The sequence below is a fragment of the Bacteroidota bacterium genome (genome assembly GCA_026391695.1).
GTDB lineage: Bacteria > Bacteroidota > Bacteroidia > Bacteroidales > JAGONC01 > JAPLDP01.
This window is the reverse complement of record JAPLDP010000034.1, coordinates 61253-81256: the sequence shown is the minus strand read 5'-3', so window position 1 is coordinate 81256 and position 20004 is coordinate 61253. Positions and strand designations below refer to the sequence as shown.

Annotated in this window: 15 protein-coding genes; 5 read left to right on the top strand and 10 right to left on the bottom strand. The window is 42.8% G+C overall.

Annotated elements, in window-relative coordinates; translation table 11 throughout:
• Positions 1 to 136 precede the first annotated feature (136 nt).
• From NT175_04410 to NT175_04395, 4 genes are all read right to left on the bottom strand, one after another.
• On the bottom strand, positions 137 to 589 hold the full coding sequence (locus NT175_04410; protein ID MCX6233955.1) for a hypothetical protein: 453 nt from the start codon (positions 587 to 589) through the stop codon (positions 137 to 139).
• Positions 590 to 635: 46 nt separating this feature from the next.
• Positions 636 to 1964, bottom strand: a complete 1329-nt coding sequence (locus NT175_04405) for a YCF48-related protein (protein MCX6233954.1) — start codon at positions 1962 to 1964, stop codon at positions 636 to 638.
• A gap of 35 nt (positions 1965 to 1999) precedes the next feature.
• Positions 2000 to 2950 (bottom strand): IS1595 family transposase, encoded by a 951-nt coding sequence (locus NT175_04400; GenBank protein ID MCX6233953.1) that lies wholly within the window; start codon positions 2948 to 2950, stop codon positions 2000 to 2002.
• Positions 2951 to 3401: 451 nt separating this feature from the next.
• On the bottom strand, positions 3402 to 3644 hold the full coding sequence (locus NT175_04395; protein ID MCX6233952.1) for a hypothetical protein: 243 nt from the start codon (positions 3642 to 3644) through the stop codon (positions 3402 to 3404).
• 169 nt (positions 3645 to 3813) lie between these two features.
• On the opposite strand from NT175_04395, the gene gcvP reads away from it, so the two are divergent.
• A complete protein-coding gene (gene gcvP / locus NT175_04390; GenBank protein MCX6233951.1) occupies positions 3814 to 6666 on the top strand; it encodes an aminomethyl-transferring glycine dehydrogenase in 2853 nt (950 codons plus the stop codon).
• Positions 6667 to 6701: 35 nt separating this feature from the next.
• Here the strand turns inward: gcvP and NT175_04385 are convergent, their stop codons facing one another.
• The gene (locus NT175_04385) at positions 6702 to 7466 is read right to left on the bottom strand and encodes an SDR family oxidoreductase (protein ID MCX6233950.1); all 765 of its coding nucleotides are present in this window, start codon (positions 7464 to 7466) and stop codon (positions 6702 to 6704) included.
• 308 nt (positions 7467 to 7774) lie between these two features.
• Between NT175_04385 and NT175_04380 the strand changes: the two genes are divergently transcribed.
• A complete protein-coding gene (locus tag NT175_04380) occupies positions 7775 to 10066 on the top strand; it encodes a M20/M25/M40 family metallo-hydrolase (GenBank protein ID MCX6233949.1) in 2292 nt (763 codons plus the stop codon).
• A gap of 15 nt (positions 10067 to 10081) precedes the next feature.
• Here NT175_04380 and NT175_04375 read toward each other — a convergent pair whose 3' ends face one another.
• The 5 genes from NT175_04375 to NT175_04355 form a co-directional block, all read right to left on the bottom strand.
• On the bottom strand, positions 10082 to 11002 hold the full coding sequence (locus tag NT175_04375; protein MCX6233948.1) for a homoserine kinase: 921 nt from the start codon (positions 11000 to 11002) through the stop codon (positions 10082 to 10084).
• Positions 10999 to 11877, bottom strand: a complete 879-nt coding sequence (gene dapA / locus NT175_04370) for a 4-hydroxy-tetrahydrodipicolinate synthase (GenBank protein MCX6233947.1) — start codon at positions 11875 to 11877, stop codon at positions 10999 to 11001. Before dapA ends, NT175_04375 begins: the two co-directional genes overlap by 4 nt.
• A 124-nt stretch (positions 11878 to 12001) precedes the next feature.
• Entirely contained in the window at positions 12002 to 13771 is a 1770-nt protein-coding gene (locus tag NT175_04365) for an aldehyde ferredoxin oxidoreductase family protein (protein MCX6233946.1), read from the bottom strand.
• A gap of 63 nt (positions 13772 to 13834) precedes the next feature.
• Positions 13835 to 14860, bottom strand: coding sequence for a homoserine dehydrogenase (locus tag NT175_04360; protein ID MCX6233945.1), 1026 nt, complete (start codon positions 14858 to 14860; stop codon positions 13835 to 13837).
• Positions 14861 to 15055: 195 nt separating this feature from the next.
• Positions 15056 to 16525, bottom strand: coding sequence for an aminotransferase class I/II-fold pyridoxal phosphate-dependent enzyme (locus NT175_04355; protein ID MCX6233944.1), 1470 nt, complete (start codon positions 16523 to 16525; stop codon positions 15056 to 15058).
• 197 nt (positions 16526 to 16722) lie between these two features.
• On the opposite strand from NT175_04355, the gene lpdA reads away from it, so the two are divergent.
• The 3 genes from lpdA (at position 16723) to NT175_04340 (ending at position 19999) form a co-directional block, all read left to right on the top strand.
• Entirely contained in the window at positions 16723 to 18114 is a 1392-nt protein-coding gene (gene lpdA / locus NT175_04350; GenBank protein MCX6233943.1) for a dihydrolipoyl dehydrogenase, read from the top strand.
• 236 nt (positions 18115 to 18350) lie between these two features.
• Positions 18351 to 18902, top strand: coding sequence for a dTDP-4-dehydrorhamnose 3,5-epimerase (gene rfbC / locus NT175_04345; protein ID MCX6233942.1), 552 nt, complete (start codon positions 18351 to 18353; stop codon positions 18900 to 18902).
• A gap of 80 nt (positions 18903 to 18982) precedes the next feature.
• Complete coding sequence (locus NT175_04340; GenBank protein ID MCX6233941.1) at positions 18983 to 19999, top strand: lytic transglycosylase domain-containing protein; 1017 nt, start codon at positions 18983 to 18985, stop codon at positions 19997 to 19999.
• Positions 20000 to 20004: the final 5 nt, after the last annotated feature.

The following is a 20004-nucleotide window of genomic DNA, read 5'->3' as shown; positions in this document are numbered from 1 at the left end:
TCACCAAAGTCCTCACCCGCATCCCGGATCAATCCATCCAACGCCTGGAGGAACTGCTTCCGCATAATCTGAAATAAAATCGCCCGGAAATAAAACTAATTTTGCATTACCGGTCAATATGCATCAGGCCGAAGGCTTACAGGTAATCTGATCCTTTATTCGAGTTTGTATTAATAAAAAGTGTATCAGAATAATCATTATTATAAAGTATTCCAATAAATTGAGTTGTATTCCATTTCTTAAAAATTATTTCCAGAAATAAATTATTATCTAATTGACCGCATAATATTGTTTCCCCACCAAAAAAGTAAAGTGAGTCATCCAAATAGAAAGTGCCATCACCTTTGTTTTTCATTATGGATATTCCGCCCCAGTGTGTTTGCCAATCGTAATTATGACCTGTAATAATATCCATATCCCCATCCAGGTCAATATCTGCAGCATAAACCGAGTAAGCAGCAATGGGGATAGTGTATTGGCTTCGGGGATTGTCAGCAGTATAAGCTAATAGGCATGGAAGCATAATGAGACAGAACCTGATTTTTGTCCTTTGTCTGCCTATTCGTTTTTTTATAGTTGCAATAATCATGGCTTAGTTCTGTATTTCCTTTAACGATAGCTCTATAAGTATTTTCTTACTTTATAACAGTTAATTTATCTGTTTCATTTATAAATTTACCTTTCAGGTTTAATATATATATATCCGGATCTAATATTCCGGTTCTTATGCAATATTTATATTCTCCCGGATTTTGTTTACCAATTACTTTGTCATATACTTTCTGCCCGTTACAATTATAAATAACGATTTCTATCACATCTGGATTTGACAGGATATATTTAATATTAATATTATTATTGGCCGGATTGGGATAAATGAATATGGATTTGCGATTAATATCAAATTCTTTATTTTCTTCTTTTATAGCATTAGAGGCAGTATCCGTGAATTTTAAAAGATGATTTTTAGAACCCCATATATACCCTGTATTTCCGAAAAACTGGATATCGAACAATCCCATATCTGCATTTTCAACTATCTGAAATACTTCAAAGGTAGCCCCGGTATCCGTGCTGCGATAGATAATACCAGGAACACCTGTAACCCATATAACAGAATCGTTTTGAAAACAAATAGCCTCTGCAAACTGTTGCATCTCCAAATCCCATGCTTCATAGAAATGGGTAATCGTATTAAAATTATCATTGGTAATATAGACAAAACTATAAAAGGCATTCCTACCGACAGCCCCCCCGACTGATGGGGTGGTAAAGTAAATATCGAATACATCCGGAGGGTCCGGTTGAATGCCTATATCCCATGTTTCTCCTCCATCAACAGTATATAAGCTCATTCCTGCATCAAATTCATAGGAGCAGGCTGCCCAACCATGGATGGTGTCGATGAAATAAAATGAATTGACCCTTAGCCAATCAGAATAGATGCCATGCGATTCATAATCTGGCACTGTTGTTTTATGCCAGGTTAAACCACCATCAACAGTCTTATAAATGATGCATTCATGGGTGGAGGTATCCTGGCCATTACAGAAACCCATTTCTTTATTGACAAAATAAAAAGCTGATGTTGCCTGAACACTGTTTTCATTTGAACCCATGAGTGTTGTATCGGTAATATTCTCCCAGTTTCTTCCTCCGTTTAATGTCCGCATAAAAAAATTATTACCAGGCTTTGTTGTTGCCCAGCCATTCAGACTATCGACAAATTGAAAATATAAAAAGTAGTGTGTTGTGTCTTCAAGTGTATAAATAGGTTCAAATGTTATAGCGCCATTATATGTATGATACAATGTATGGGCTAAATTCAGCGAAGTTTGTTTTATCCATCCTTCATGGGCAGAAATAAAACTTCCATTAATGAATGAGTATTCATATGTAAAAGGTGAGCAATTTACCCATTGCTGAGCTGAGGAAAAAAAGCCTGATAATGATAAAAGAAACATCAAACAGCCAGAATAATGTATTTATTTTTATATGACTATCGGTTAACATTAACAAAATTTTTATAATTATAAGAAACGCAGGCAATTAACAATCTGTCAAATAGTTTCTCTCCAAAATACCTACGATTCACCTTATAGCAGAATTCATCAATGTAATCCTGGAAGTATTTCTTTGATATCATATGATGTACTCCAAGTAAATTTCGTTTGGCATTACTTACCATTGTATGCACCCAAGGCAATACTTTCCCGGCTTGTTTAGGCTGGACGATTTGAGCATTGTGAACCCAAACATGATCTGACAAACCGTTGTAACTTCGATAGTTATCAGTATTCACTATTGAATCGCTATCGATACAGTTCTCCACGGTTTGTTCTACAGTATCCGCTTTCATATCCTCAACAACTACCATTCTTACATACCTAAATTTCGTGGGCTTTTTATGTTTTCCCGGTTTTGTTGCCGGATGAATGGTGGAGGCCATGACCATGACTTTGGTTTGCCGCTGGCTGCCTCTACCTCTCTTTAGCTTCTCTCCTTTTTTGTCGGATTCTTTCTCTGTATCAACACTTTCAAAGAATCCTTCATCTAATTCTACAACCTTATCGAGTTTATATTGTTGGTCCCTTATCCCCATTGTTTTTCTCAACTTCTGCAACATAAACCACACGGGTTCATAGTATTTGTGCCCTAACTGCCTTTGAAGCTCTAAAGCTGAAAAGGTTTTCTTTGTCCCTGTCAACAAATGCATCGCTATAAACCAATACCTGTAGGGCAGTTTACTGGCTTGCATTACAGTCCCGCTGCGCAGAGTTGTCCTTGTTTTGCAAAATTTACATTGGTATTGCCATATGGTGCCAAGCCAATAGTGATCTTTGCTGCCACATTTTCGGCATACTACTCCTTCCTGGTCTCGTATTTCCTTAAACCTTAGTTTACAAGTGGTTTCGTCAGGAAATTGATAGATAAAATTGATTAAATTCACGTCAAAAGTTTTTCCCTTAATATACAACTTTTTATTTATCTTTACCGATACTCATAATGTATTTTTATCCTTAAAAGTCCTTGACACAACTTGTTTAAACCTTTGTTATCATTCATTAACCTTCTGATTTTATTCATGTAAAAACGTTATTAGCTGGCTTTTTAATCAGGTTTGAAACAACTTATATAATAGACAGCATATCTTTTACTCGTGTGTGACTATGTTCTGTGATTTATATACTTTTGTTCTATCCGGATAAAATTAGTTCATTAAATAAATCCAGTACCTGATATTTCTGTAGAAGTATTGTAATTCGTACAATACGATTGGATAAGACAACTTTTCTCAGATAAGATTTGGGTACCACGAATATAGTACATATACCATTGAAATGCAACTTTATCAATGTTTTATTCAAAAAAATTATGAACAAAATAAAAAAATAGGACTGCTATATGTTATGAGTTGCAAAATGATTATTGACGTCAATCCTTTCAAGATGCGATGGATCGATCTTTTGTGTGCTTTTATGACCGTTTTCATCATCAGCCTGGGGGCCGCATTGTTGAATGAGCATTTCAAAAAGATTTTTTACGTCAGTATCAATACCAATTTCAAACTTACTGACGGTCATTGTGTTGTTATCTTCGGCAGCATCTGGAACATGTTGGTTGTCGCCACCCGGGCACCACATGGGATGACTAATTGGATAATCCTTAACAATTCATTTTTTCAAACTTCCAGGATTTGTCTCCGATGAGATGTCATCCCTTCTTTTTTATAATTTTGCCACTTTACTGAAGAAAATACTATTTTTGCATTGTTATTTAATTAACAGACTATTACAAAATCCAGATAAATAGATGATCACAAACAATTTTATCAAACGGCACAACGGACCACGACCCGAAGAAGCAGAACGGATGCTTAAAAAAATCGGAGCTTCATCTATGGATGAACTCATCGATATGACTGTACCACAGACCATTCGTACCCAGTTTCCCCTGAACCTTCCCAAGGGGATGAATGAGTATCAATATTTGAATCATCTGAAAGAAATCGGTGCAAAGAATAAATTATTCAAATCATTTATCGGGCTTGGATATTACAACACCGTAACACCGGGAGTTATTAAAAGAAACATCCTCGAGAATCCGGGCTGGTATACATCCTATACGCCATACCAGGCTGAAATCTCCCAGGGTCGTTTGGAAGCCTTGCTGGTGTTTCAGACCATGATCTCCGACATGACCGGCATGCCGGTATCAAATTGTTCCCTTCTGGATGAGGGCACGTCGGCAGCCGAAGCAATGATCATGGCTTACAATGCCCGCTCCAGGGATGCTGTGAAACGTAATGTCAATAAATTCTTCGTGTCAAATGAATTGTTTCCACAAACAATTGATGTATTAAAAACCCGTTCGGGGCCTTTGGGAATTGAACTTATTTTTGGCGACCACAGGCATGTTGAATTCAATGAGGCATTTTTTGGTGCTATTGTGCAATATCCTTCTGAAAGGGGTAATGTTCATAATTACAGCACATTTGTTGAACATGCGCACCAGGCCGGCGCACTGGTCATTGTTGCAGCGGATATTCTAAGTCTCGCGCTGCTGAAACCACCGGCAGAATGGAACGCCGATATTGTCGTCGGCTCGGCACAGCGGTTTGGAGTGCCATTGGGCTATGGCGGCCCTCATGCAGGATTTCTTGCAGCAAAGGAAGACTTCAAACGTTATATGCCCGGCAGGATCATCGGTATATCTGTCGACGTCAAAGGGAATAAAGCCCTCCGCATGGCCTTGCAGACACGCGAGCAGCACATTAAAAGAGAAAGGGCTACATCCAACATCTGCACCGCACAGGCACTCCTGGCATCCATGGCTGGCATGTATGCCGTGTATCATGGCCCTGATGGCATCCGCGAAATTGCAGAGCATATTCATTTACTTACCGGCATCCTCGCAGCAGAAATAACAAAATATGGATATAAAAACCTGAATGACTCCTTTTTCGACACATTGGAAATTGAAGCTCCGGCCAACTCTTCTATTGAAAAAATCAGGTCACTCGCCCTTGAAGCCGGAATGAACTTCCGCTATATTGACAATTCCCGTTTCGCCATCAGCCTTGATGAAACCACAGAGTCCGATGATATAAACAGGATATTGAATATTCTGGCAGGAGCGAACCATATACCTTATAATCCTATTGACACAATAATTGAAAATTATAAGAAAATAAATAACATACCCGAGAACCTGGTCCGCACCAGTGAGTACCTGACACACCCGGTGTTCAATTCCTATCATTCCGAGACGGAGATGATGCGTTATCTGAAGAAGCTGGAAAACAAGGACATGGCGTTAAACCGGACGATGATACCATTAGGTTCATGTACGATGAAACTGAATGCTGCTGCCGCGATGTTTTACCTGAGCTGGCCGGAGTTTGGCGATATCCATCCTTTTGTGCCTGAAAACCAGGCTCAGGGGTATCTCTGGCTGATCAGGGAGATGGAAAAGATTTTCTGTGAGATAACAGGATTTAAAGCCATGTCATTTCAACCAAATTCAGGTGCAGCAGGTGAATATACAGGTCTGATGGTCATCAGGGCTTACCACCGCAGCCGTGGTGAAGGTCACCGCAAGGTATGCCTGATACCCTCATCGGCACATGGAACAAATCCCGCCAGCGCTCACATGGCAGGTATGGATATCATCGTCGTCAAATGTGCTGAAAACGGAAATATTGACACCCAGGACTTGATAGAGAAAACAGGACAGCACAAGCATGACCTTGCAGCACTCATGGTGACCTATCCTTCCACGCATGGAATTTTTGAAGAGAACATTCCTGACATCATCAGAATTGTCCATGAAAACGGAGGCCAGGTTTATATGGATGGTGCGAATATGAATGCCCAGGTAGGGCTTACAAATCCCGCCATTATTGGTGCTGACGTATGCCATCTGAACCTGCATAAGACTTTTGGCATTCCTCACGGTGGTGGTGGTCCGGGAGTCGGGCCGATAGGTGTTGCAGAACATCTCGTCGACTTTCTTCCCTCACATTCCATCATTCCCACGGGCGAAAGGAAAGGCATTACTGCCGTTGCATCAGCGCCATACGGCAGCGCCTCAGTGCTGCCCATTTCGTATGGATATGTCAAGCTGCTTGGTGCCGAAGGGCTTGTTGAAGCGACCAAATATGCCATCCTCAATGCAAACTATCTTCTTTTCTGCCTAAAGGATCACTATAAAATCCTATATACCGGGAAAAACGGCACCTGTGCTCATGAAATGATCCTCGACTGTAATGAGTTCAGCCGGAGTGCAGGTATAGAGGTCATCTCTATTGCAAAGCGCCTGATGGATTTTGGTTTTCATGCCCCAACAGTGGCTTTCCCTGTTCATGGCACCCTGATGGTTGAACCTACTGAAAGCGAACCGCTGTCGGAACTTGACCGGTTTGTTGAGGCGATGATAACCATCAGGCAAGAGATTCAGGAAATCATTGATGGCAGGGCAGATAAAGATAACAATGTGCTGAAAAATGCACCACACACGCAGGAAATGGTGATGGCCGATGAATGGAACTACCCGTATTCGCGACAGAAAGCAGCTTTTCCGGTGCCCACTGATGATAAATTCTGGCCGCCTATAACACGTATCGATGATGCTTTTGGTGATCGCAACCTGGTGTGTAAATGTTAACCAATGATCAAGGATCAAGGATCAATAATCAATGATCAGGTTCTTAGATAGGAGGCGCCATTCATATCGACTATACAACCGCTCATATATTCGGTGCCATCTGATGCCAGGAAAACGATGGTCCGGGCTATCTCGTCAGGACGGGCTATCCGTTTCATTGGACTCTGGTTGATTATGGCCGCACGTGACTTATTTGTCATGGCATGGGCTGTCATATCGGTTTCAACCCACCCGGGAGCAACAGTATACACATAGACTTTGTGCGGTGCCAATGCCTTGGCCATAGACTGGCCCAGTGCATTCACTCCGGCTTTACTGGCGCCATAAGGCCAGGCGTCGGGTTCGCCCCTGAAGGCACCCCTCGATGAAATATTTATAATTTTCCCGCCACCATTAGTGATCATGTGTTTTGCCACAAGGAATGAAAGATGGGCAACTCCGTTGAGGTTGGTTTTAATAGTCCGCTCCCAGAAATCACAAAATCCTTCAAAATCCAGAGCTATGACCAGCTTCTCTTCAAAAATTGCGGCATTGTTAACGAGGATATCGATATGACCCATCCGGTAGATCACGGCTTCAACAAGATTCTTCAATGATCCGGGATCGGATTGATCTCCCTGGATTACCATATGACCCTGACCTGGTAGATTGGAAAAGACCTCCTCAGCGGCTTCCTTGTTTTTTCTATAATGTACCACCACCTTTGCCCCTGATGCCGCACACTGCAATGCAGTGGCTCTTCCGATACCGCGTGAAGACCCAGTGATAAGGGCAACTTTATTTGTCAAATCAATATGCATGACGGTTTTATTTATAGATACAAACTTAATCGAAAAAACACCTTCCCGTTCACTTTTCCCGTCATTTATTCCTCAGTACGATAGTGAACACAAACAATCTCATAAATGGACAATATCTTCTTTTGCCTCATTCCTACGGGATAAATAAATTATTTATTATCAATAGCATAACAGCATGGCACAGGTTTTGTCTTTGACCTACCCTTTGCCAAAAGTCATGGAGCATTTTCATTTTTCAATACTTCTTGAAAAAATTCATTCTACATTATCAAATCGACAACTATTCCTTAACTATTAAATCTATTGCTATGAAAAGAAATATTTTGCAATTCAACGTCAGTATTGCAGCATCACTTATTTTTTGCATTCTCTTGCAAAACACTTTATATGCTCAACCATTTCAGGATAAACGACCAGATAATCTGAAAGATATCATGTATTCTCAGACCGCTTTTTTTGCTAATAATTCCGGCATATCTGCCGACCCGTTTATTGTAGATGCTATCAGTCATATCAATGCTGACAGCATAAAAGCGACGATTCAAAGCCTGCAGGATTTCGGATCGCGGTTTTTAATGCTCGACAACCGGAAGGATATCGCTGATTGGCTTGTCCGGAAGTTTATAGGTTATGGTTATACAGATGTAAAAATTGACTCATTCCTATGTTATATAAACTGGGGTGGCACTTTTGTGGATACGAATATGCAGTATAATGTCATTTGCACGTTACCGGGGCAAAGTGCACCTTCTGAAGAGTACCATATAGGAGGACATTATGATTCTTTCTGTAATATAGATCCATATACGTACGCACCGGGGGCAAACGACAATGGCAGTGCCATAGCTGCTTCATTCGAAATTGCCAGGATAATGAAACTGCTCGACTACCAGCCCGAATCCACCATTAAGTTTACGCTCTTTGCGGCAGAGGAACTGGGATTATTTGGCTCTCGTTCCCTGGCACAACGACTGTATGAAAATGGCACGGATCTCCGGTTATATTTCAACTTTGATATGATTTCGAATGATCCGGATAGCCTCAATGAGATTACACTTTACAGCTATCCCGGTGTTGAATGGGCAACGTATCTTGCCGACGATAACTTCCAAGAGTATACCGATTTGGTGAGTTACATTAATCCCGAAGGCAGTTCTGGTTCTGATGCCTTCTCTTACTGGATCTGGGGATTCCCGACGACCTATGTCGAAGAAAGAGACTTTAGCCCAAACTGGCACTTACCTTCAGATATTGTGGGTAATTGCAATACTGAATATTGTGCTGAAATCACCAGGGGCGCCTGTGCCTTGCTCATGGAGGAACAGATACTTCCATATCCGCAGAGGGTGTTTGCCACATCTTCAGAACAGGGTGTCACCATATCCTGGCAGACCACACAAAATCCTAATGTGGCAGGACATAACATTTACCGCTCTGAAGTGCAGGGAACAGGATATGAAAAAATAAACGGTGCGCTGGTCACAGGATCATCTTATCTTGACGAGACCACCATAGCCGGAGTTAACTATTATTATATCGCGAAAACAGTCAATACTGCTCAGGAGGAGAGCCTGTCATCGTCGGAAGTCAATGGAACACGCTTTGCTTTTTCCGATACGCTGCTTGTCATCAATACCCTTCCAGGGATCAGCACTACGCCAGATAGCATCTTCCAGTTCTATGACTATATCCTCGAAGATATACCTTATCATTGGCAAGATATTAATCTTGAACAAGCTCTCACGCTGGGGGATTTGGCTCGGCACCGGAATGTCCTGTGGCTGGCAAATTCCTCTTATGCAACAAACATGCGTCCATCCTATCCTGATATGATCAGTTACTTTCAAAATGGTGGGCATATGATGGTCAGCGCTTTTAATCCATGCAAGTTATTGGAAAACATCACCACCTATCCGCTTGTCTATCCCGAAGGCTCATTGATGTATGATTATTTTAAAATTGATTCGATCGACCGGAATATAACCAGCATGATGTTCCAGGCTTATCCTGTCAGCAGTGAATACGACACAATAAGGATTGATCCGGATAAATCGACAACACCGGCTTACCCGGGTCAGATATATAATGTTGATATTTTCCTGCCAGCTCCCGACGGCCAACTGATTTACCGGTTCGATTCATATTATCCGCCTGATTCGCCTTTGGGCAAATCACAGGATTATCCTGTTGGCATTGAATATATGGGTGAGGATTTCAAGACCCTGCTGCTGAGTTTCCCGCTGTATTATTTAGATACGATGGATGCCAAAGAATTCCTGCGTCTCGTGATGTTTGAAAAGTTTAACATCCCGACAGGAATTACCGAACCTGCTGAATATGTTGATGCCAATCCTCTGAAATGTTATCCAAATCCTTTGCAGGATATAGCTACCATTGAGTTTAATCTCGAAAATAGTGAAATTGTAAACCTGTCGGTTTATAACATGCAAGGCAGCCTTATTGAAGTGCTAATGAATGAAAAGGCAGATAAAGGGCAACACCGTTACAGTTTTTCTGCTGCTTTGCTACCTTCAGGTGTTTATCAGGTGGTATTGAAAACTGCGTCCTCTTTAAATTCCAGAAAAATAATAATATTCTGATAACCGGGGTGGTTTCTATGATTTAATGATTCTCACCCCTTCATTACTGGTTTTAGTTCTGATTACCTCAATAAAATGAGGATTAGAAGTGAATTCCTTTTCGAGAAGGAAAGCTATTTCATCAACTTTATTTTCCGGGCAAACAGCAAAGACGGATGAGCCGCCGCCACTGACGTTAAATCCGTAGGCTCCGGCGGACAGGGCTTTTTGTTTTATATCCTGGTAACCGGGTATGGCCGCGCTTCGCACAGGCTCGGCAATGTAATCCACGCTTACTGCTTTTCCAAATTCTTCAATATCACGGATATGAAGCGCATGAATGACTCTGGAACAGCGCGCCATCTGCTCCTTCAGCTTCTCCTGGCCAATTTCATACGTAATGAAACCTCTTGTCGTTCGCTGGCTTTTCATTATCACAGCCAGAATGACAGGGAATTCGGGGATATCCAGTTTCAGGACATCTATGGGATTATAGCTTTTAACCAGGATGAAACCTCCAAGTATCGCGGCAGCTACATTGTCGGCATGGGGTGAGCCGCCGGATGCCACCTCGCCCATACGGGCAATATCGATCATCTCATTGGGGCCAAGACCGAGGTTAAGTAACTTGTCCAAACCAAAAATGGACGCTGCGGCAGAGGCGCCTGTCGTACCCATTCCACAACCCGAAACCATATTTTTAATGATATTGATATGAATGCCCTGGTTCAGATTTTTTCTTTTCAGCAGCTCGAGAACAGCCAGTCCGGCAGTGTTATCTGCTGGTGATAACGGTATATTCTGGTTATCTCCGGTGATGGAAAGAGTGATATTATCCGAGTCATTCAACGTCAGAACAACTTCATCATGAGGTTCTCTCAGTGTCAGCGCAAAAATATCATAGCCCGGGCCGACATTGGCGCTTGTTGCCGGTGCACGGATGATGATCTCTTTCATATCAGATCCCTTTCCTTTAATATTGATGCGAGCACTCTGGTTTTTTCATTACTCAGTTGTGTGAGCGGCAGCCGAAGTGGTCCTGCGGGCAATCCCATCAGATTCAGAGCCATCTTGGCGCCCATGGGATTGGTTTCAAAACGCACAGCTTCAAAAAGCTCATAGTACCTGTGATGGATTTCCTGAGCTTCGCCGGTCTTTCCTGCCAGCGCCTTATCGACCATGTCCTTCATGGCTCCGGGGATCACATTTCCCGCCACTGTAAAGGTGCCACTGCCACCGGCAGTTACAAAGGTAAAAGCCGTTGTATCCTTGCCTGTAAAAACTTCGAAATCTTCGTCTTTAGTCAGATAAATGACCTTTGCCAAAAGGTCAATTTCCTTACTGCCATATTTAATGCCTGCAATGTTTGGATGTTTCGCCAGATGGGCAATAGTCTCGGGTGTCACATCAATGCCTGTACGGCCTTTTGATGTATGCAGCACAATCGGAACGGGTGACACATCGGCCAGTTTTTCATAAAATTTAATAAGGCCATCCATTTTAGGAAGGATAAAATAAGGAGCAAAAACAGCGATATAATCAGCGCCAAGGCCGGCGAACTCCTTTATTCTTTCCAGTCCTTTCCAGAGGCTCATCACGCATGTATCGGGGACAACCAGGCATTTGCCATGAGCATTATCAACGACAATTTTAAGCACCCTTAGCACCTCTTCATCGGTCATAAGTGTGTTTTCACCTGTCACTCCCAGTGGTGCAATACCGTGTATGTCGGCGTCCACCTGCCGCAGGACAAGCTTTTTGAGGCCGTCTTCGTCGACTGACATATCATTTTTAAAAGGGGTGACCAGTAATGTATATGCTCCTTTTAACATATTTTCAGGGAATTTGATTTGCGTTCCTGTGAGTATATTCTGTACTCCGCGATGGAAAGATTTTTTAACCACGGAGGAACACGGAGGTTTTCACAGAGGGACGCAGAAGTGAATAAAATAAATTTCAAACCAGGTTGTATTTTTTTAATATTTCATTTGTGGGTTCTCCGTAAGGAGTCCATCCACGAACCTTATAATATTTCTGAATGATATCATTAAAAAAGGCCTTATCAACATATTTATCCCGCATGAATCCGGCCAGCGATTTTTCGCTAAAAAAACGTTCAGGCATGATATCATCGGTATATTTCCTTCCATTGCGCAGGTTATAACGCCGGGCTAAGTGTGTAAGTTTTGTTCCTAAAGCAAGAAGATCGTCAGCCGAATAATCAAGTCCTGTAGCTGCATTGAGCAAAGGTGCCAGACGGTCTAATCCAAGGGGGACAAAGTCACAAATAATCAAGCTGTTCCTGACATTGACCGTATCGAGGCCATCGGCGATGGTGACAGGAATATCCTCAATGGTGAAGTCACTGCCCATTTCCTGCTCAGTACACCACAGCCTGGTGTGGCTGGCGAAATCGGCGACAGAGAGGGTGACTCCCATTGTGAGACATCCTTTAGGATTTACGCCTGATATCTCCATGCCAAAAACATTCATGGCAAATGCTGTGCTGCCTTTACCTATCTTTTTTGCCGCATCCCGTGTCCCATCTGCAAAGATGTCGCCGATACCTTGCCTGCCGGCCAGTTTTTCAATAAATACTCTTTGGTTCACTGCATCACCCCATTCCATGGACAAACCATCCCAGTCATCAATAAGTCCCTTTTCATAACATTCCATAGCGAAAGAACAGGTTACACCGGCACTGATGGTATCGAGTCCAAGGTCATTGCACACTTCATTTGCCCAAGCAACATCCTTAATATTTCCGACCATGCTGCCGGAGCCGAGGAATGCCGTGGTTTCATATTCAGGTCCTTCAATTTCATGGTTATCCCACCGGGCCCATTTGGAGCATCGTATCGAACAGTTAAAACAAGCTGTATCTTCCCAATTGAGTTCCTGGCGGGCTGCCTCGGAACTGACCTGTTCCAGGTGATCAAAGGTGACTTCCCTGAAATTTCGAACAGGCAGGAACTCATATTCCTGGCCGCTGCGCATGCATTTTATCGTGCCCTTGACTCTGCGGAATTTTACTCCAGAATGATTCAGGATATCTTTGACAAAGGCTTTATTGATCTCATTGAAAAGAGCTTCATTATAGTATTTGACAGGTGTTTTTCCGTCTGCCACAACTGCCTTAATATTTTTCGATCCCATCACAGCGCCGCTGCCTCCCCGGCCATACTGCCGGTGCTTGTCGACACCGATGCAGGCTATTTTGGAAAGTTTTTCACCCGCAGGGCCTATAGCTGCTACTCTGGGATTTATACCTTTATGCCGCCTGATCAGTTCATCATTTGTATAAAATATTCCTTTACCCCATAAGTCACGGGCATCAAGAATCTCCACCTTCTGGTCGGTGAGATAAATATAGACCGGTTGATCAGATTTACCTGTAATATAGAGGTAGTCAAAACCTGCCGCTTTGAGCCGGGGGCCAAAATTCCCACCGCAGTGGCTGTCGAGAAGAGAATTAGTTAACGGAGATTTCGTTATCAGAGAGGTCCGTGCGCTGGTCTGAACTTTGGAACCGGTAAATGGGCCATTAGTAAAGATGATGGGATTTTCCGGGGAAAAAGGGTCAGGATCAGGAGCATACTGTTCCATGAGAGCGAATCCCATGCCTTTTCCACCTATAAAGTTTTCTTTCAATGACTGATCAGTTTCCCTGATTTCCCACTTTTTAGTGGTGAGATCAACATAGAGGCATTTTCCAGTATAAGACATTATAGTTCTATCAGATAAATAACAAAAGCAGAGACGTTAACTTGGCGACCTTTGCGCAAAGAGTTATAATGGCATATCTTTATGAATTTCCAATACATCTGTGAGTATGGCGAAGCCTGTCTGAATTCTTCCTGCACCAGGTCCAACGATGGTGACGTCGCCAAGAAGGTCAGTGGTGAAGGTCAGTGCATTTGTTGCTCCCATCACTCCAGCCAGCGGATGAGATAGAGGTACCATTTCCGGAGCCACCGATCCGGCGACTTTTCCATCCTTCCTTTCAACAGAACCTATGAGTTTCCATCTGGCATTCTGTTTCCTGGCCTTATCAATGTCGCTGGCTGTGATTTTAGTTATGCCCTTGCATACCACTTCATCGATTTTCAGACTGGCTCCCATAACTACATTAGCAAGGATGGTGACCTTGGCTCTGGCATCATAGCCTTCCACATCGCCTGTTGGATCAGCCTCAGCATACCCCAGTTCCTGGGCTGTCTTCAGGACATGGGCATAGTCCAAGCCTTTTTCCATCTCAGTCAGGATATAGTTGGTTGTGCCATTCAGGATGCCTCTAATACAAGAGATCTCGCAGCCTGCCAGAGGTCCTGATGTCAGGTTGATAATTGGCGTACCGGCAACGACAGTGCCTTCGATCATGAATTTCACTTTATGCTCATTAGCCAGCTTTTTCATCTGTGGATAATACAAAGCTGCAGGTCCTTTATTGCTTGTGACAACATGTTTGCCCGATTTAAGGGCTTCGCGGCAATGATCCACAGCAGGTTTGCCGGTCTTCAGGTCTGTATAGGTCAATTCGCAAACGATATCGGCATTGCATTCCCTGATAAGAGTGAGGTTATCCCATTTTGTAAGATCTTTGCTGAATTTCTTTTTCATTTTGGCTTCGCCAATCATCCTTTTAATGTCAAGGCCACCAGGATTAAACACATTGCCATAGGCAAAGTCGGCCACTGCCACAACATCAAATTCAAAGTCATACTTCTTTTTCAGGTAAGCATTTTTGTTTAATAATATTTCACAAAATCCCTGTCCAACCGTTCCAAATCCAATAAGCGCAAGTTTATATTTCATGATTTATGGGTTTTCTTATCAATAATAGTTTTCTATTGCTCTATTGTTATAGTGTTATATTGTTTTATTGTTTTATTGTTTTATTGTTTTATTGTTATACTGTTATACTGTTTTATTGTTATACTGTTATACTGTTTTACTGCTGACTGCCGACTGCCGACTGCCGACTGCCGACTGCCGACTGCCTACTTTTAATCATTTTCTCTGCAACTTAGCTGACGAGGCGCCACCGGAGGAGAATTCCGGAAAGGAAAAGCTGACCTTTTTCCCGTCGAGGACTGACAGAGCCTGATCCAGGTCGGCGATAATATCGTTGGGATGCTCGGCGCCAACACAAAGGCGGATCAGATTAGGTGGGATATCAGCCAGCTTGCGGCCTTCTTCACCCTGCTGTAAGTGTGTTGATATGGAAGGTATTGTAGCTATTGATTTGATCCTTCCCAGGTCAGTAGCACGCCAAATGCGCTGAAAGGCATCGAAAACATCACGTGTCGCCTGGTGTTCTCCCTTTATTCTGAATGACATCAAATGACCATATCTGTTGACCTTTTGCCCATATTGTTCATCGTATTCTGAATCGACCAGTATCATATAACGTGATGCAAGCTCATGCAGAGGGTGGGATTCCAGGCCAAGATAATCAACCTGTTCAACATGTTTATGACCTTCCAGATAATGCGCCACGGTCATGGTGCTACGGCTGACCTGGTTCATGCGGGGACGGATTGTACGTATGTCATTTATAGCCATGACAGCGTTCATGGGTGAAATATTAGGGCCATTATCGCGGTTTGGTAAAAGTTTAAGATAACCGCAAAAATCCTTTTTCATCTCATCATTATCGATGTTTGTCACAATATGCTTGCGTGCGATGACGGCTCCACCAATCCCAAGGCCACTGGCACTCAATGACTTTGTGACAGATTGAATAACTATATCAGTTCCATAATTGATAGGGCGCATCAATGCAGGGGTCGCCACTGTTGAATCCACGATCATAGGTATGCCATAACGGTGTGCGAGTGCGACAACTTTTTCCAGGTCAAAAAAAGCCTGACCCGGATTGCTTGGCATCTCCCCATATAGGAACCGGGTATTTTCATCTATGAGTTTTTCCCATTCACTGATATCGTTGGAGTGGATGACTTTCCGCCACTGTATGTTTCTGTCCTTTTGTTTCCGCATGGCGAATTGCTGAAAAGTGCCGCCATAAACCTGGCAAGTAGCCACAAAATTGACAGGTGCAGAAGGCCGTCTGGGATCAGTCACCAGAAGAGGATCAATGGCACTTTGGATGGCTGCCATGCCGGAGGATGTCACCACACAAGAGGTCTCTGCATCGCCGCCATAACCTTCGAGAAGGGCCAGCACTCCCTCAAGATAATAAATACTTGGATTGGCAATACGGGAGTAACACCATGTCGGGATCTCATAACCCAGGGCAGCCTCCATCTCGTCAGCATCACGATAAGCCTGGGATGTAGACATATAAATCGGTTCAATGATCGATCCCTGGTTGAAATCCAGTGCCTCCTGCAAGGAGTAAATCCCATGCACTGCTATGGTATCAAACCGGCACTTTTTCATCTCTCTGATATACTCATCATGCCATACGGCTGACCTTCGTGCCGCATCGATATAGTATTGTTTTCCTCTGGGATCCATATGATTAGACTTTAAAAGATCATAAAATTCAGGACATAAAAATACAATAAAATTGCTATTCAAATTATAATTCTGAATTTACACAGGGGCAATTGTTTGAAGAGATATCTAAACACCTGATTTTTGGGAAATCACATCCACAATAATCTTAACAGATTTTAGTACTTTTGCACGGCAATTTAAATTAATACGGATTTATGAATTACGATATCATCATTATAGGCAGTGGCCCAGGTGGTTATGTAGCTGCTATCAGGGCGTCGCAGCTTGGGATGAAAACGGCTGTCATTGAGAATGCCGACCTTGGTGGTATATGCCTGAACTGGGGCTGCATCCCCACAAAGACACTTCTAAAGAGCGCTCAGGTGTACCAGTATATGGCGCATGCAGCTGATTACGGAATAAAATTATCAGGTGAGGTTTTACCCGACATGGAAGCCATGACAAACCGCAGCCGCGCCATAGCAGATGGAATGAGCAAGGGTATACAATTCCTATTCAAAAAAAACAAGATCGATCACATCAAAGGCTATGGCGTTGTCAAGCCCGGCAAAACAGTCGTAGTGACCGATGAAGTCGGGAATAAGACCGATTATAAGGCCAGCCATATCATCATTGCCACAGGCGCCCGATCAAAAGAATTACCCGGTCTGAAACAGGATGGGGAAAAAATCATCGGTTACCGTGAAGCCATGGTGCTAAAACAACAGCCCAAATCCATGATTGTTGTCGGTTCCGGTGCTATTGGCTCCGAGTTCGCCTATTTCTATAATGCCATAGGAACACAAGTGACATTGGTGGAATTTCTTCCTGAGATAGTACCCCTTGAAGATGAAGAGGTCTCAAAACAGCTATCACGGTCATTTAAGAAAGCCGGTATAAAGGTAATGACCTCCTCATCGGTCGAGTCGGTTGATACCACAGGTAAAACCTGCAAGGCCACCGTAAAGACAAAAAATGGTGAAGAGATCATCGAAGCCGACATCGTCCTGTCAGCGGTTGGCATTAAAACTAATATCGAAGGCATTGGTCTGGAAGAAACCGGAATAAAAACGGAAAAAGACAAGATCGTTGTTGATGAATACTACCGTACACCGATAGAAGGTTATTATGCTATCGGTGATGTTGTGCCTGGGCCGGCGTTTGCCCATGTGGCATCACATGAAGGAATCATCTGCGTGGAAAAAATTGCCGGCATGAATCCAGAACCCTTGGATTACGGCAACGTACCGGCATGCACTTACACCCAGCCCGAGATTGCTTCGGTCGGCATGACCGAAAAAGCTGCAAAGGATGCGGGCTATGATATTAAAGTCGGCAAGTTCCCATTGACAGCCTCCGGCAAGGCCAGCGCTTCCGGAGCCAAAGAAGGATTTGTGAAAGTCATCCTTGATGCCAAATATGGTGAATGGCTTGGTGCCCATCTTATCGGAGAAAACGTCACTGAGATGATTGCCGAGGTTGTAGTTGCACGCAAGCTTGAAACAACCGGGTATGAGATCATTACATCTATCCACCCTCACCCTACAATCTCGGAGGCAATAATGGAAGCGGTGGCAGCTGCTTACGGACAACCGATACACATATAATGTGACAATGTGTTAATTTGTCAATTTGAAAATTAAATTGGTATGAACCATAGAGTAAGCTTTAAACACAAATTCCGCAGCGAACTGCGGGGAATTTGACCAAAATACCTCACCCCCTTCACCCCCTCTCTTGGAGGAGAGGGGGACAGGGGGTGAGGCTAATTAACAATGAATTTGAAAGATTATTGAATATCTGGATAGCAAAGAACAATAGAATACTTGTAATTTGAAATTTGATGGAGATCATTAAATCAGATATCCCGGATGTATGGCTCATTAAACCTGATGTGTATCGTGACAACAGGGGCTATTTTTATGAATCCTACCATTTTGAGCGGTTTGCAGAAGCCGGCATGGATTATATGTTTGTGCAGGATAATGAATCCATGTCAAAGAAAGGGGTGCTGCGGGGATTACATTATCAGATCCCGCCCTTTGAGCAGGGCAAACTGGTCAGAGTGATTAAAGGAGCTGTGCTGGATGTTGCTGTTGATATCAGGCGGCATTCGCCATTTTATGGTAAATGGTGTTCGGCGGTTCTCACCGGAGAAAATAAATTCCTGTACTGGATACCGCCGGGATTTGCTCACGGATTCCTGACACTGGAAGATGATTCCATTTTTTCATATAAATGCACCACTGTATACAACCGGGATGCGGAAAGAAGTATCCGATGGGATGATCCAGACCTCAATATCAACTGGAATTTTCAGAATCCGGTCCTGGCAGAAAAAGATAACAACGCACCGCTATTCAAAGATATTCAAAGCCCGTTTATTATGCAATGATCAATGATCAGGGATCAATATGGGAAATTAATTTAATAATGATGCAGGCAGTTCGTTACAATTTATGATCAGATTTTCCTATGACTAAAACGATAATAAAAAAAATACTTTATTTCGGCTTCCCGGTTATGATCCTGCTGGCTGCTGGATTAATTTTTATTTTCTCACATCATGATGGCACATCGGACGTGGCTTACTGGAATGCTTTTACAAGGAATAACAGGATTTTATCGCCTCCTGTTCCTGATTCACTGGTTTTTGCCGGTGAACCGGTTCCTCTTGATCTTTTTTATGTGCGTGAAGCACTCGATCGAGAACTGATAGTCAACACCTACTGGCATTCCTCCACCCTATTCATGTTCAAGCGTGCACACCGCTATCTACCTGTCATCGAACCAATCCTTAAAAAGTATGGTATACCTGATGATTTTAAGTATGTTGCCATGATCGAAAGCGGCCTGCGTAATGTGATATCACCAACCGGGGCAACAGGATTCTGGCAGTTTCTCAGCACCACAGGCAATGAGTATGGTCTTGAAATCAACACTGAAGTAGATGAACGTTATCATATTGAGAAATCGACAGAAGCTGCGTGCAGGTATTTCCGTGATGCTTACAGTATATTTCAAAACTGGACTCTTGCTGCAGCTTCCTATAATGCCGGAATACAACAAATCAGTGAAATATTGGACAAACAAAAGGCGACGTCATATTACGATTTACTTTTAAGCGAAGAAACCAGCAGGTACATTTACAGAATTCTCGCCATAAAAAACATTTATTCCTATCCCACTCATTATGGATATTTCCTCCGCGTAAAAGATTTTTATCCGGCTATTCCGACTGATACTATGGCTATCAATAAACCGGTTGACGATTTGGCTCAATTTGCGAAAAAACAGAATATCAGTTACCTGGCATTAAAAGAATTAAATCCCTGGCTTAGGCAGAATTATTTAAAGAACAGGCAGAATAAAACTTATATCATTCATTTACCGAAAGATGGATTTCTGAACTACAGCAAATTACTGGAGAATAATGATTTTGAAGAGGATGCGATATTTGGAGATACACTGAAGGTGATTGATTTGATATAGTGCAC